This window comes from Streptomyces sp. 3N207, from assembly GCF_052246355.1.
In the GTDB taxonomy this organism is placed as follows: Bacteria; Actinomycetota; Actinomycetes; order Streptomycetales; family Streptomycetaceae; genus Streptomyces.
In genome coordinates this window covers 81,556-96,038 of the sequence record NZ_JBQQBV010000022.1, presented here as the reverse complement: position 1 = coordinate 96,038, position 14,483 = coordinate 81,556, and the positions used below count along the sequence as shown (strand labels likewise).

The following is a 14,483-nucleotide window of genomic DNA, read 5'->3' as shown; positions in this document are numbered from 1 at the left end:
CGTTCACCAGCTTCTGGTGGGATGCGCTTATGGCCTCACGCGTCCTTTACCTGCTCGGTTGCGCAGCTCCACCCGTACTACGGGTCGCCGATGTCGTCGACGATGCCCAACGCGCGGGCTGGGACGTGTGTCTGGGGCTCACCCCCACCGCTGCGCACTGGCTGACGGACGACCTGCCCGCGCTGGAGGAGCAGTCCGGACACCCGGTGCGGTCCCGCTACAAGCTGCCCGGCCGGCCCGATGCCTGGCCGCCCGCGACAGCGGTACTGATGGCCCCTGCGACGTTCAACACCGTCAACCAGTGGGCGCTCGGAATCACGGAGAAGTTCGTCGTCGGTTTCGCCGCCGAGGCGATCGGCAAGGGCATCCCGCTGGTGACGATGCCGTGCGTGAACGCTGCCTACGCCCGCCACCCCCAGTTCGGCCACTCCCTGGAGACGCTGCGCCGGGCGGGTGTCCGGGTGCTGTACGGGGAGGGCGGCTTCGTGCCGAACGCTCCGGGCCAGGGCCGCCCGGACGCGTTCCCTTGGGGGCAGGCGCTGGCGGCCGTGGCCGAAGCCGCGGAAGACGTCGTGGAGGGCGCCAGGGACACAGCTGCGGCGCGCCCCGACGACGCGCGCTGAGCACCGACCGCCCTGGCTCCCCGACCCGCTGACCGCGCCACCGGCCCGCCGCTTCGTTCGCCCTCGGACCGCGCACTCTCCGTCCTCGGACCACACAACTTCCACCCGCACGGAGCGACTTCCGCCCGAGCGCGGTATTGTTCGGTCGACGGAATTGGTCAATCGCCCAAGGCGTACGCTCAGGGCGGACGACCAAGGCGGCTGGTCAAAACGGCCGGCCAAAACGGCCGGCCAAACGCGCACCCCGTAGAGCCGACGGCGCCCGCGGTCGTGCCCGACAGCGCGGGCCGCCAGTCCGCGCAACCACCCATCGCCCAGGAGGTCCCCATGCCACCACCCCCTCCCACCGCCGCTGACCGGGGCCGCGAGGTGCGGCAGCGGCTCTTGCAGGCCGGCGCCGAGCTCATCGCCGAGCGAGGCTGGTCGGCGGTCAGCACGCGCGCGGTCGCCGAGCGGGCCGAGGCCGGACAGGGCCTGGTGCACTACCACTTCGCTTCCCTCGACGCGCTGCTGCGGCAGGCCGCGCTCGGCGCCGTCGAGGCGCTCGTCAGCGAGCTGACGGGACTGCTGAAGGCCGCTGCCTCACCCCAAGAGGCGCTGGATCGCATACTGGGCGCGCTGGACGCCTATTCGGGCACGGACCCGACCTCGCTGCTGTTCGCCGAGACCTATCTGGCAGCGGCCCGCGACGAGGAGCTGATGCGCGGTCTGGCCTACCTCATCGCAACCGCGCGGGACGAGCTGGCCGACCGTCTCGGCGACCAGGGGGTGCCGCAGCCGCAGGAGACCGCAGCCGTACTGCTGGCGGCCATCGACGGACTGATGCTGCACCGGCCCGCCTCGCCCTCCCTCACCTCGGCAACAGTCGGGCCCGTGCTGCGTCGGGTCTTCGCGGGAGCGACGGCACCTGGGAGTTGGACCGTATGAAGGCCGTCATCTGCGGCGCGGGAATCGCCGGACTCGCGCTCGCTCACCGGCTGGCCGCACACGGCTGGCAGATCGAGGTCGTGGAGCACGCGCCAGGGCCGCGCGAACAGGGATACATGATCGATTTCTTCGGCGTCGGCTACGAGGCGGCCGAGGAGATGGGGCTGCTGCCCCGGCTGCAAGAACTCGGCTACCTGATCAGCGAAGCAGCGTTCGTGGACGAACGGGGCCACCGCCGGGCGGGCCTGAACTACGCGCAGTTCTCCGAAGTGGCGGGCGGCAAGCTGCTCAGCATCATGCGGCCCGATCTCGAACTCGCGCTCCGGGAGAGCCTGCCGGCGCGCGTGGCGCTGCGGTACGGCCTGAGCGTCGCAGCGGTGGCGGACGAGGCGGACTGCGTACGCATAGCCCTGAGCGACGGCAGCGTCCGGGAAGCCGACCTGCTGGTGGGCGCGGACGGTATCCACTCCACGGTGCGCTCCCTGGTGTTCGGCCAGGCGGGCTCCGACGAGCACTGCCTACGCCGTCTGGGCTTCCACACGGCGGCGTTCGTCTTCGACGATCCCCAGGTGCGCGAACAGGTCGCGGATCGCTTCTGTCTGACCGACACGGTGGGACGGCAGATGGGTTTTTACGCACTGCGCAACGGCAAGGTCGCCTCCTTCGCCGTGCACCGGGTGGACGATCCGTCCGCACCGCTCCCCCAGGACACACGGAGTGCGGTGCAGCAGATCTACGGTTCGCTCGGCTGGGTCGCGCCCCGCGCGCTGGCGGCCTGTCCGCCTGCCGAGGAGATCTACTACGACCACGTGGCGCAGACGGTGCTGCCTCGGTGGAGTCGCGGCAGGACGGTACTGGTCGGTGACGCCTGCTACGCGGTGTCGCTGCTGGCGGGCCAAGGCGCCTCACTGGGCATCGCGGGAGCGCATGTACTGGCTGCGCAACTGGCGGCAGCCGACGGGGACGTACGCGCGGGACTGGAGCGGTACGAGCAGCTGTGGCGTCCGGTGGCCGAGGAGAAGCAGCGTGTGGCCCTCCAGGGCACGCGCTGGTTCCTGCCCAGCAGTGCGGCCTGGCTCCGGCTGCGCAGGGCGGCGATGCGGCTCTCGGGGCTGCCCTGGGTCAACCGGCTGATCGCCTCCACAGTGACGGGCAAGCCCGCGGAGCTGGCGGAGCTGACGCGGTGATGTGCCGATGCGCCGCCGACGAGCAGAGCTGCGCCGGACCCGAGGGGCTGCGAGGGACGAGGGGCTGCGAGGGACGAGGGGCGGGGTTCGCGAGGGGGCGAAAAAATCTTCCGGCACAGCGATGAGTTCCGCCTCCCTGCCCCGTCTACCACTGCGTGGAGCCTTTCACCCCCTACGAGAGGTGAAGGACCATAACTAACGACATAACCGTCAGAACGCGCAGCGGAGCGCAGAGAAGAGGCACATCATGTCCCGGAAGATCTTCGTCAACCTGCCGGTGAAGGACCTGAACCGCAGCGTCGACTTCTTCACCAAGTGCGGATTCTCCTTCAACCCGCAGTTCACGGACGAGAACGCCACCTGCATGGTCGTCAGCGACGACATCTACGTGATGCTGCTGGTCGAACCGTTCTTCAAGTCGTTCTCCAAGCGGGAGATCCCCGACACCGCGCAGACCAGCGAGGTGCTGGTCTGTCTGTCGGCCGACAGCCGCAAGGACGTCGACGAACTGGTGGACACGGCGCTGACCGCCGGTGCCGGGGCGCACGGTGACACGCAGGAGGAGGGCCCGATGTACGGGCGCGCCTTCACCGACCCGGACGGCCACATCTGGGAGGTCATGTGGATGGACCCCGCAGCCGTGGCGGGCTGACCGACCGCGAACTCAACCGCCCGCCCCGGCCTCGGCCGCCCACGACCGCCGGCGCTTCAGCGGAAGTCGACGCCTCAGCGGAAGTCCTCCGCGTGGTCCCGGGCCCACTGCGCGAAGCTGCGCCCGGGACTGTCGGTGAGCTGCTCGACGCCCGGCGAGACCTGTGCGGGGACGTCCACGGAGCCGGCGGCGAGGTCGAGCAGCACATCGGCGATCCCGGCAGGTGTGCCGGCCGCGATCATGTCCGCGCGGGCCTCCTCGTGCGGAATCTCGTCGAACCGCAGGTCCCGCCCCGTGGCCTCCCCGATGAGGCGGAGCTGGTCGGTCTGCGTCAGCGACTCCGGCCCGGTCAGTACGGGGGTGGGGCCGGCGGCGCCCAGGGCTCCGGTCAGCGCGAGCGCGGCGACGTCCGCGATGTCGTCCTCGTGGATGGGCGCTGCCTGTGCGCGGGCATGGGCGGCGCGCAGCACTCCGTCACGCCGCAGCGCATCCGCCCAGGTGAGGGTGTTGGTGGCGAACATGCCGGGCCGCACATGCGTCCACTCCATCCCGGCAGTCGCCGCCACGGCCTCCACCTCGGCCTCCAGCGCCCGGTGGTGCTCCGCGATGGGGTTCCGGGGATCCATGGGCAGCGAGGAAGCGACGACCGAGGACGACGAGAGGGTGACGACTCGCCCCACCCCGCGCTCGGCCGCGAGCCGCAGCAGTTCACCGGCACCGTTCCAGAAGGCGGCGGGGTTCAGGAAGACGGCGGAGGCACCGTCCAGTGCGGCGCCCAGGTCGTCTGCGGCCACCGGTAGCGCACCGTCGGGCAGCCGGGCGCGGTCCGGGTTCCTCGTCAGTCCGCGGACCTTGTGGCCCTCGGCGGTCAGACGGGCGACGAGCGGACGGCCGACGTTTCCGGTCGCCCCGGTCACCAGAATCATGCTGTTCTCCATTGCAACGTTGGTCCCTGACGTGCGAGTTCGCGCCGGATGCAACGGCATCGGCGTGCACAGGAAAGCAACTTTCAACCATCCGGATGAAGAAATCAACCGGATAGATGAAGATGCCCTGGCAACCGCTACGCTGGACGCCGTGAGCGACAAACCCGGCCCGACTCCCGACGTGCCTCCCGATGCGCGCGCCGCGTCATCCGATGGGCGCGAAGCATCAGCCGATACCCGCGAAACGTCATCCGAGAGGCGCGAAGCATCAGCCGACGCGCGCTGCCCGCGCCGTGCGCCCCGCCCGGAGGCCCGCAAACTCGATCCGGAGCGCTCCTGCCGGCGGCTGCTGGAGGCGGCGTTGGACGAGTTCGCCGCAAAAGGGTTCGCCGGGGCACGGGTGCAGGACATCGCCGACCGGGCAGGGCTCAACAAGCAGCTGATCGCCTACTACTTCGGCGGCAAGGAAGGTCTCTGGAACGAGCTGAGCCGACGTTGGGCCGAGCGCGAGGAGTCGTTCAACCAGCCGGACGTCCCGCTGGACGAGGTGATGGCTCACTATCTGCACGAAGCACTCGACGACCCCCGCGGCTCCCGGCTGAACGCCTGGGTGGGGCTGACGGGCGCTGAACCGGAGTCCGGACGCGAGGACTTGTCGGACCTGGAGCGCCGCAAGGCGGCCGGGGAGATCGCGGAGGAGCTCGACACGGGCGCCGTCCTCCTGCTGCTGATGGGTGCGGTCTCCGCACCTGTGGTGACGCCGCACCTGGTCCGCTCGGTCCTCGGCATGGACCCGCAGTCACCCGAGTTCCGGGAGTTCTACACCGAACAGCTGCGCCGGATCGTACGGCGCCTCGGCTGAAAGACACTCCCGGGCACACGCGTAACGACCCCGCAGGGAACACACCTTCTACCGTCACTGTTTCTGCTGTCGGCATCGAACCGAGCCAGAGGAGACCTCTCATGTCGATCCAGCTCAATCACACGATCGTGTACGCCAGCGACAAGAAGCGGTCCGCGGAGTTCCTCGCCGGTCTGCTGGGGCTTCAGGTGCGGCCGCAGTACGGTCCGTTCCTGCCGGTCGTCACCGCCAACGACGTGGCTCTCGACTTCGCCGACGCCGGGGACGGGGCGATCACGCCGCAGCACTACGCGTTCCTCGTCTCGGAGGAGGAGTTCGACGCCGTATTCGTCCGGATCAAGGAGGCGGGGCTCACCTACTACGCCGACCCCGGGCGCACCCGCCCCGGCGAGATCAACCACAACGACGGGGGCCGCGGCGTCTACTGGACCGATCCGGACGGGCACATCCTGGAGATCATCACCCACCACTACGGAGGCGAACAGCCCTTCTGAGGACCCCTCCTGAGGAGCCCTTCTGAGGACCTCGCCGCGTCCCTCAGTCCGTCGAGCTTCCGTCGTCCGGCCCCTCCGGGCAGGGTGTGCCGCGCGGCAGCTTGTAGGGGGCCGCGATGCGGTAGACGCCCGGGCGGGGCGCTTCCAGCACCGTCCAGGTGTCCAGCACCGGCTTGTCCTTGCCCTCCGGCGGCGGGCCGCCGAACGTCGGTTCCGCCTCGCGCAGACAGCCGTTGATGTTGTCGCCACCCTCGGTGGGCGGTGCCAGCCTGTCCCCGTCCTTGTCGACCAGCCCGAGCCACGGCGAGTACGGAACCCGCACCAGCACCCGCCCGCTCTCGCGTACGCGCACGGTCACGCTCTCCGCGTCGGCGCGCTCCACCGACGCCGAGGCGTCGACCAGCGGCACGGGGTCCTTGACCCGGAAGAGCCGCCAGCTGTCGTCGGACCAGATCTCCTTCAGATACGGCTGGCCCTCGGCCACCAGCTTGGCCTCGGCGACGCCGCCCGCGATGTCCGGCGGATCGGCCGGCAGGACGACGTAGTGCACGGCCCAGCGGCGCAGCCACGCGTGGTAGCGCTCAGAGCTGAGATTCTCCTCGTAGAAGAGCGGGTTGCGCTCCAGGTCGGCCTGCCGGTTCCAGCCGCGGGCCAGGTTGACGTACGGAGCCAGCGCCGAGGCTTCCCGGTGGCTGTTGACGGGGACGACCTCGACCCGCGCCCGGCCCGCGTCGGCCTTACGGAGCTGGGTGAGCAGCGGCTCCAGGTCGCCGGACCAGTCGGTGTCGGGTGTGGTGTGCAGGACGTCCCAGGTGGGCTTGCCGATCTGCCATCCGAACGTCACCAGCAGCGCCAGCGCCATGGCCAGCCCTCGGCGGGACTTCCAGGGCCGCCACCCGCGCCCCACCACGACCGGGACGGCCGCCAGCAGCGCCACCCCGCCGAAGAGCAGCCCGAGCCGCTCCACGTTCGAGCCGACCTGCGAGGGGATCGCCCAGGTCAGCACTATGCCCAGGGCGTATATGGCACCGCCCACCCGTACGGCCATCCACGTCTTGGGAACCAGCAGTACGACCGCGACGGCGCCCAGCACGGGGAAGACCAGCGACCAGAGCGGCATCGGCTGCACACCCGTGAACGGGAAGAGCAGCGCCGAACCGGCCACCACCACCGGCGGCGGCAGGGCGACGGAGAACATCGCAGCGGGCCTGCGCGCCAGCAGCAGCGAGGCCGCCACCACCTCCAGGAACAGCCCGGCGACGGGACTTGCCGCGGTGGCGAGCGCGGCCAGCAGCATGGCGAGCGCCGCCCGCAGATAGCGCGCGGGGCGGCTGGCACGCCCGCCCCGCCAGCGCGCGGGCCACGTCCACACGACGGCGACGGCGCCGAGCCCGAAGAACACACCCAGCGCGAAGGTGACCCGCCCGGAGGCGGCGTTGCACGCAAAGGCGAAGGCCCCCCACAGCGAGGGCAGCAGCGGTCTGGCAACCGTCCGGGCGAGAAGCAACGACAGCAGCCCGGCGGAGAGCACCCCGGAGACGATCAGCGTCGTACGGACACCGAACACGGCCATCAGGTACGGCGATATGGCGCTGTACGAGAAGGGGTGCAGCCCGCCGTACCAGGCAAGGTTGTACGCCGAGCCCGGATGCTGGCCCGCGAACTCGGCCCAGGCGTCCTGCGCGGCCAGGTCCCCGCCACCGCTGGCGAGGAACAGCAGCCACAGCAGATGGAGGAGCGCCGCGACCGCCAGCGTGACGCCGACGACGAACATCGGCCGGGACGCCAGTCCCCGCCACCGTGCCCGCCCGGCACCTTCGGCGGCTGTCCGCCCGGCCCCACCGGCGCCCTCGTGGGCTCCTCCGGTGGCCTCGGGGGATTCTTCGACGTCCCCGTGGGATTCTTCGACGCCCTCGTGGGATTCCGTCGTGTCTTCGGCGCCGGTGTCCGTCCGCTGCCGCCCGGGCTTCGGGCGCTGACCGGGTACGGGTGTGCGAACGGCGCCCGTGGCGTCGTCCACGCCCGGGCTCCCCGCTATCTCACCGGCACCGGGGTCAGGATCCGACTCCGGCGTCCGCGGTGGGTGCACAGTGGCCACTGCGCTCTCTCCCCGTCCTCCCCGTACGGATGTGCGGCTCAGATCCGCACGACGTTACCGGACGGCACACCCACGCTCTCCGCCGCCCCGCGCCCCCGGCTTTCGCCGTGGGGCGAGCGGGGCGCGCGGGGCGCTCAGACGAGCCATGAGCCGGACATGCCGACGGAACGGGGGACGCGGCGCGGCCCGGAATGGTTCAGCCGACGCGCGTCAGCTTGTCCCCGAACCCGGGCTCGGTCAGCTCACCCTGGAGGGCCACGGGGACCTTCACCTGACCCGGACCGTCACCCGCGGTGAGGGTGCCGACCTTGCTGCCCGACCCCGCCGCGTGCGGGACGGCCTTGCCGTTGTCGGTCAGCTCCAGCTTGACCTTCAGACCCGGCCAGCCCACGGCCGTCACATCCTTGGTGGCCACGACCGGGGTCTTGCTGCCCAGTTGGTCGTCCACATAGCCGACGACCTCGCCCTTCTTGACCACCTTCTTGGCGGTGAGCGCATCCTGACCGGCGTCGATCAGCTTCTTGCTGGCGCCCAGCACGGTGTCCAGGATCGACGGCTCGTACTGCCCCAGCACGGCGCCGATGATCAGCTGCTTGGTGCCGCCGATCTTCTTCTCGGCCGCGAACAGCAGATTGCCGCCCGCCTTGGTGGTCGTGCCGGTCTTGATGCCGACGACACCGTCCATCGGGACCAGCCTGTTCCAGTTGGGCTGCGTCTTGCCGTTGGCGTCCTCGTACTGCGGCTGCCGCACGACCTCGCGGAACAACGGCTTCTCCATCACCTTCTTGCCCAGCTTGACCTGGTCGGCCGCGGTGCTGACCGTCGAAGCCGTGAGTCCGCTGGGGTCGGTGTAATGGGAGTTGGTCATGCCCAGATCCTTGGCGGCGGCGTTCATCTTCTTCACGAACGCCTTCTCCGAGCCCGCGTCCCAGCGCGCCAGCAGCCGCGCTACGTTGTTCGCGGATGCGATCATGATCGCGTCCAGCGCTTCCCGCTGCGAGATCTTCTGACCCGCCTTGACCTCGACGGTCGACTCGTTCTGCGCGCTCAGCCCGGCCTCTTCCTCGGCCTTCTGGTCGACGGGGATCATCTTGCCCTTCGACCCCTTCTTCACCGGGTGGTCACGCAGGATGACGTAGGCCGTCATCACCTTCGCAACGCTGGCGATCGGCACCGGCTTCTGCTTGCCGTACGAGCCGAACGACCCCAGCCCATCCACGTCGATCACGGCCTGCCCCTCCGAGGGCCAGGGCATGGACGGCTTGGAGCCATCGAACGTGTACGTCCCGGCAGCCGTCATCGACAGCTCGGGGTCCGGCAGCGGACGCACCGCCTGTACGACGACGAAGATCACCGCAAGCAGCAGCGCCAGCGGTGTCCAGATCTTCACCCGCCGGGTGAACGTACGCAGCGGCGTCTCGGGCGGCGGCGGGCTGTTGGTGAGCTGTGCCAGCAGATCCAGCGGCTGCGGCTGCCGACCGCTCTCCTCCGCCTCCGGGCTGCCCGGCATCGGCTGCTGCCGCGTACGCTCCGGCTCGCTCTCGGCGGCGCCGGGCGCCCCCGGCGGGGCCTGCGGGGCTCCCGCGGGGCGCGGCGGTGCCGACGCCCACGGGTTCGCGGTCGGCGCCGACGGTGCCGACGGTGCCGAAGCAGGCTTGCCCGGGGACGAGGGCTTGCCGGGTGCCGTCGGAGCTGCGGCTGCCTCAGCCGCCGGGGACGCCGACGTCGCCGGGGTGCGCGGTTCGTCCGCGGACCGGAGCGGGATGAACTGGCTGGTCCGTTCGGCGTCCGACTCCTCGCCGCTCCCCTGGTCCTGGCCGGAGCCGCCCTTCTGGCCGTCCCGGTCGTCCCGGTCGTCCCGCTTCCGAGGATCGGGAGCGCCTGCCGGGGCGGACTTCCGCGGGTCGGGAGTGCCCGCCGGAGTGGCTGAACCCTTTCTGCCGGACTCTTCCGACTTCACACCCGTTTCCGGCTTCGACGACGCCGGCTTCTCGGGCTTCGAAGCCGACTTCCCCGGCTTCTCCGGCTTTTCCGACTCCTCCGGCTTCCCGCTCGTGCCGGTCGTCCCGCCGTTCTTACCCGTGCCGCCGCCGGAGGGCCCGTCGCCCCGCTTGGCGTCGACCGTGCGGAAGATCGCCGTCGGCTGGTCGACGGGGGGTGTCGCCTTGCCGGAACCGGCGTTTCCGGAGTCGGCCGCGCCGGTCTCGTCGGCGCCCTTGGCGTCCTTGGTCTCGTCGGCGCCCTTGGCGTCCTTGGTCTCGTCGGCACCCTTGGCGCCCTTGGCGTCCTTGGCCTCCTCGGCGTCCTTGGCGTCCTTGGGTGCTCCGAAGAACGCCGAGGTCAGGCGCTCGGCGCGGTCGGCAGCCGTGGCGTCGTCGTCCTTGCCGGAACGGTCGCTCTCCCGCCGTACGACCCCGAACATGGCGGTGGGCGCGTCCTCCTGCGGGGCAGGGTCGGCACCCTTCTCCGCGCTCTTGCCGTCGCCGTGACTCTCGGGGGCCTTCGGGCCCGCTGCGCCGTCGGCTTCGTCCGAGCCCTCCGGGGCGCCGTCGCCCGAGACCCAGGCGGCCACGGCCGACTTCAGCCGCGCGTCACCGTCGTCGCCCTGCTCCCGGCCCTCGTCACCCTCGCCCTGCTCGCGCGGGTCGCCCTCGGCCGCCTCGTCCGCCGCCGTAGCAGCCTTCTCCGCGTCTGCCGGCTCGTCCGGCTCGCCCTCGGGGGGTGTGGGAGCGGGGATCTTCGAGGGCTTCCCGCCCTGGGCCGCCGTTCCGGTGCCGTTCTGGCCGTTCGCAGTCCCGGAGCTCGTCGGCCGTTCCTTTTCGGCCGTCTCGTCGGGCCGTGCAACCGTCCCGCCGCTCCCCGTCGTCTCCCCCGACGACCTCTCCCGCTCCGACCTGTCGGGGGATTCGCCCGCCACCAATGCCTCCTGATGCTGCTGCTCGCCGCTCGCCATACCAGTTAACAGTGTCCTATTCACCGAGGGCGCCACCGGCGTGGCGGCGCTCCCTCGGAGGGCTGCCCAGCGGCCTCCCCCAGCCGCAGACGAGAACGACATACCTACTGGTTCCCGCCCATAACGACCGTGCACTCTCGACAGACCATTGTGAGAGGGGTCACCCTGTCATTCATCCACGCGGGGAGGCATGGATGGGCAGGAGCCGCAGAACAATTCCCGAGGAGCTTCTGTTGCTCGCCCTGGACCCGGCCACGGGTACCACGGCGCAGCCGCAGTCGCTCGACCTCGGCCTGGCCGGAGCACAGCTAGTGGAGCTGGCTCTGGCTGGACGGATAGCCCCTGATGGGGATCGTATCGCCGTGGTGCTGCCACGGCCGACCGGAGATCCGACTCTGGACTCCGCATTGGAACTGCTGCGCAGGCGCGGCAGCCCGGTGCGCGCTGTCCACTGGATCGGCGGGCCCCGATTGGGGCTGCGCCAAACCTATCTCACACATCTGGAACGGTGTGGCATGGTGCATGCCGTTTCCGGCCAGATGTGCGGAGTGCTGCCGACGACGCGCTATCAGGCGACGGAGACGGCCATCAGCCGGGAAATCAGGGCCCGGCTCGACACCGCGATCCGCACCGGCGTCCCACCGGACCCGCGGACAGCGGCGCTCGCCGCGCTGGCCCACGCGGTCGGCCTCGGCAAGCACCTCTACCCGGGCAACGAGGGACGGTCGTGCCGTTCCCGGCTGCGGGACCTGATCAGGCATGACCCGATGGGCGGCCTCGTCGCGCACGCGGTGATGGACGTGCAGAACGGTGTCGGGGCGCAGCCGCGGCGGGCCCAGGCGGGCGCGGCGGGCGGGCCCTCATCGGGACGCCCGGCCGCCAGGGCGACGGCGTCCGCCGCCGGTCCGGCACGGCACATGTCTGAGCAGGCCCGGCACCTGGCGGGCGGCATGGTCCGGGCAGGAGCACGCTGACCGTCCCGCACGGGTCCCGGCGTCACGCGCCCCGTGCACCGCGCACCACGTACGTACGTGCCGCACACGACGCACAGCACAGCCAGGCCGGGCATCACGCACGGCAGGTGCGTCGAGCACTACGCGCGTGGCTGAGCGGCGGAGTGCGTCGACTGCCGGGTTGCCGTCGGGCAGGTCGGTTACAGGACGCATGGGCGGGATGCGATTCCGACCGTCGAAACAACGGCCGGAATCGCATCCCGCACGTGCGGTTTTTCTGAACTGCTGTACTCAAGTCCGCACTCTCTGTTGCCATTTTCCAGCGCGAGCGCACATGTTGGTGGCAATCTGCTGGAGTAGTCGTACTTACACGGAGGTGCGGTCCCGTGGCGTCGAACGTCAACCCCACAGTCCGGCGTCGCCGACTGGGCCAGGAGTTGCGCCGCCTGCGCGAGAACCGGAACATGACGGCCGAGGAGGTCGCGGACCGGTTGCTGGTGTCCCAGTCGAAGATCAGCCGACTGGAGAACGGCCGGCGCAGCATCAGTCAGCGGGACGTACGCGACCTGTGCGGGGTCTACGAGGTCGAGGACCGGCGGATAGTGGACTCCCTGATGCAGATGGCGAAGGAGTCGCGCCAGCAGGGGTGGTGGCACGCGTTCGGCGACATCCCCTACAGCGTCTACATCGGCCTGGAGACGGACGCCGCCTCGCTGCGCGTCTACGAACCGCAAGTCGTGCCGGGGCTGTTGCAGACGCGGCCGTACGCGGAAGCCGTCGTCGCCGGGGCGCTGCCGGAGGCCACGGCGGCGGACATCGAGCGCCGGGTGCAGGTGCGCATGCGTCGCCAGGACCGCATCAAGGACGAGCGAAACCCGCTTCGGCTGTGGGCAGTGCTGGACGAGTCGGTGCTGCGTCGCGAGGTGGGCGGTAAGCACACGATGGCCGAGCAGCTCGAATTCCTCAATGAGGTGTCACAGCAGCCTCATGTGACGCTCCAGGTCATGCCGTTCTCGATGGGTGCCCATCCGGGGGTGAACGGGCAGTACGCCATTCTCGAGTTCCCGGAGGCATCGGACTCGACCGTCATCTACCTCGAAGGCGTCACCAGCGATCTCTATCTGGAGAAGGCGAACGACGTACAGAACTACAGCGTCATGTACGAGCATCTGCGGGCGCAGGCGCTGAACCCGGACCAGACCCGGGAGTTCATCGAAAACGTGGCCAAGGAGTACGCCCGGGGCTGAGCGCCCGAGGGCGAAGCGGACTGCGGAACGATCGGACGGCCCGGCGACTGCCGGGCCATCTGGCATGTGCCCTACGAGGATGCAGAAAAAGGCCGGGAGATTACACCGCAGTACACCGCGATGTGAAGAGCTGTTTGGAATATGCCATCCGGTTGAGTGAACGGCCGCTTCGTGCGCCCGAATCGCCGCGTAATGTCGTTCGCACGTCAGGAGACAACCCGGAACAACCGGAGCAGACATGCCGATTCAGCAGGGAAACACCCACGCATGGACCAAGTCCAGCTACTCGACCGGCAACGGTGCCTGCGTGGAGGTGAAATCGCCGGCCGTGCGCACGGTGGCGGTGCGTGACTCCAAAGAGCCGCAGGGGCCCGCGCTCAGCTTCCACCCGGAGGCGTGGGGCGCATTCGTGGCCCGGGTCGGCGCAGCGGAATCCGGCAGCACTCGGGCCTGAGGCCGGACGCCGGAAATCCGCACGGCGTCGGCGGCGGCACGCACTCGCAGCGCTGTCCCGGTGACGCACGACGCAAGAGCCCTCTCGACTGGTTCGCCGTCCCGGCCGAGGGGGCTCGGCACTGTCCGCACAGTCTCCCGCTCCTCCCCTTCTCCGCTTTGCCTCTCCTCCCCCGCCTCCCCGGTTCAGCGCAGCCGGTCCACATAGGTGTCCGTGCCCGGGATCGTCGGGATGAAGGGCGCGACCAGTTCCGTCCTCCCCAGTCCGGAGTCCGCGACGGCTTCATCCAGGCCCGTGAAGCATGCCTCCCAGCGTTCGCGCGGGTCTTCCTGGAGGAACCACAGCAGGGTCAGCCGGGTATCGACACCCTCGACCTGCTTCACGTACGACATCCGGTCGACGGGCAGCGGGGTGGGGCGGAAGACGGTGACCAGGGCGGCAGGGGATCCTTTGAGACGGTCTGGGAGGTGGCGGGTGCGCAGCCACTCCAGCAGTTCGGCCCGCTGCCCCGGGCCCACCGCGTCGACGACCTGGAGCACCAGCCCCTGGTAGGGGTGGTCGAGCGCGTGGTGGTCGCGGGGACCGGCGGCGCCGTCACGGTAGACGGTCGCCTGGTGGTCCTGGAAGCTCGTGAAGACGTGGGTGCGGTCGCGGTAGACGCGCCCGTCGCGGTTGAGGCGCTTGTTGATGGCGACGGTCCACCGCATGTGCTCGCCGTAGCGACCCTCCGTGATCCAGTACGTGGACAGATAGCAGCCCGCGGTGACCGGCTGCGCGACGGCCGACTCGGCCGGGTAGCGCAGCAGTTGGAGGTCCCGGGTGGCCACCCAGCGGCGGCCCGCGTAGATCCAGGGCATGGCCATGGCGCCCGCGATGTAGTGGTCGTCCTCGTACCAGCGGTTGTACGCGTGCTCATGGCCCGGGTGCGGCTCAACCATCGTGATGAGGGCGTGCCCGGGGGCGCACCCCGTAGGGGCCGACGGCGGCCAGTTCGGCATAGGCGGCGTGGGTGTCGGCAGGCGTCTCGGTCGGCGGCTCGGTCGGGGTCTCCATGGGGTTCCTCCGGCTGCTCGGCTCCCGTACGGTGTCCCGGACCGGTTTAGCTGA

12 protein-coding genes and 1 pseudogene are annotated in these 14,483 nt (G+C 70.4%); 9 read left to right on the top strand and 4 right to left on the bottom strand.

Annotated elements, in window-relative coordinates:
- The first annotated feature begins 29 nt into the window (after positions 1 to 29).
- The 4 genes from ACTWP9_RS28470 (at position 30) to ACTWP9_RS28455 (ending at position 3,389) form a co-directional block, all read left to right on the top strand.
- Complete coding sequence (locus ACTWP9_RS28470) at positions 30 to 623, top strand: flavoprotein (protein WP_443249163.1); 594 nt, start codon at positions 30 to 32, stop codon at positions 621 to 623.
- 327 nt (positions 624 to 950) lie between these two features.
- Positions 951 to 1,550, top strand: a complete 600-nt coding sequence (locus ACTWP9_RS28465) for a TetR/AcrR family transcriptional regulator (protein WP_443249162.1) — start codon at positions 951 to 953, stop codon at positions 1,548 to 1,550.
- Positions 1,547 to 2,737, top strand: a complete 1,191-nt coding sequence (locus tag ACTWP9_RS28460; RefSeq protein ID WP_443249161.1) for an FAD-dependent monooxygenase — start codon at positions 1,547 to 1,549, stop codon at positions 2,735 to 2,737. The genes ACTWP9_RS28465 and ACTWP9_RS28460 overlap by 4 nt, the downstream gene beginning before the upstream one ends.
- A gap of 247 nt (positions 2,738 to 2,984) precedes the next feature.
- Positions 2,985 to 3,389: a VOC family protein gene (locus ACTWP9_RS28455; protein WP_443249160.1), complete on the top strand. Its 405-nt coding sequence runs from the start codon at positions 2,985 to 2,987 to the stop codon at positions 3,387 to 3,389.
- Positions 3,390 to 3,463: 74 nt separating this feature from the next.
- Here ACTWP9_RS28455 and ACTWP9_RS28450 read toward each other — a convergent pair whose 3' ends face one another.
- Positions 3,464 to 4,315, bottom strand: a complete 852-nt coding sequence (locus ACTWP9_RS28450; protein ID WP_443249159.1) for an NAD(P)H-binding protein — start codon at positions 4,313 to 4,315, stop codon at positions 3,464 to 3,466.
- A gap of 151 nt (positions 4,316 to 4,466) precedes the next feature.
- Here ACTWP9_RS28450 and ACTWP9_RS28445 point away from each other — a divergent pair, with 151 nt between their 5' ends.
- A complete protein-coding gene (locus tag ACTWP9_RS28445; RefSeq protein WP_443249158.1) occupies positions 4,467 to 5,177 on the top strand; it encodes a TetR family transcriptional regulator in 711 nt (236 codons plus the stop codon).
- 101 nt (positions 5,178 to 5,278) lie between these two features.
- Complete coding sequence (locus ACTWP9_RS28440; RefSeq protein WP_443249157.1) at positions 5,279 to 5,671, top strand: VOC family protein; 393 nt, start codon at positions 5,279 to 5,281, stop codon at positions 5,669 to 5,671.
- A 43-nt stretch (positions 5,672 to 5,714) separates the two neighbouring features.
- On the opposite strand, the gene ACTWP9_RS28435 is transcribed toward ACTWP9_RS28440, so the two are convergent.
- Both ACTWP9_RS28435 and ACTWP9_RS28430 read right to left on the bottom strand, forming a co-directional pair.
- Positions 5,715 to 7,769, bottom strand: coding sequence for an MFS transporter (locus tag ACTWP9_RS28435; protein ID WP_443249156.1), 2,055 nt, complete (start codon positions 7,767 to 7,769; stop codon positions 5,715 to 5,717).
- Positions 7,770 to 7,965: 196 nt separating this feature from the next.
- Positions 7,966 to 10,722 (bottom strand): serine hydrolase, encoded by a 2,757-nt coding sequence (locus ACTWP9_RS28430; RefSeq protein ID WP_443249155.1) that lies wholly within the window; start codon positions 10,720 to 10,722, stop codon positions 7,966 to 7,968.
- Between the two features lie 194 nt (positions 10,723 to 10,916).
- On the opposite strand from ACTWP9_RS28430, the gene ACTWP9_RS28425 reads away from it, so the two are divergent.
- The 3 genes from ACTWP9_RS28425 (at position 10,917) to ACTWP9_RS28415 (ending at position 13,376) form a co-directional block, all read left to right on the top strand.
- A complete protein-coding gene (locus tag ACTWP9_RS28425; protein ID WP_443249154.1) occupies positions 10,917 to 11,696 on the top strand; it encodes a GOLPH3/VPS74 family protein in 780 nt (259 codons plus the stop codon).
- A gap of 365 nt (positions 11,697 to 12,061) precedes the next feature.
- Positions 12,062 to 12,922, top strand: coding sequence for a helix-turn-helix domain-containing protein (locus ACTWP9_RS28420; RefSeq protein ID WP_443249153.1), 861 nt, complete (start codon positions 12,062 to 12,064; stop codon positions 12,920 to 12,922).
- A 238-nt stretch (positions 12,923 to 13,160) separates the two neighbouring features.
- A complete protein-coding gene (locus tag ACTWP9_RS28415) occupies positions 13,161 to 13,376 on the top strand; it encodes a DUF397 domain-containing protein (protein ID WP_443249152.1) in 216 nt (71 codons plus the stop codon).
- Positions 13,377 to 13,561: 185 nt separating this feature from the next.
- On the opposite strand, the pseudogene ACTWP9_RS28410 reads toward ACTWP9_RS28415, so the two are convergent.
- Positions 13,562 to 14,429, bottom strand: a pseudogene (locus tag ACTWP9_RS28410) (hypothetical protein).
- Between the last annotated feature and the right edge of the window lie 54 nt (positions 14,430 to 14,483).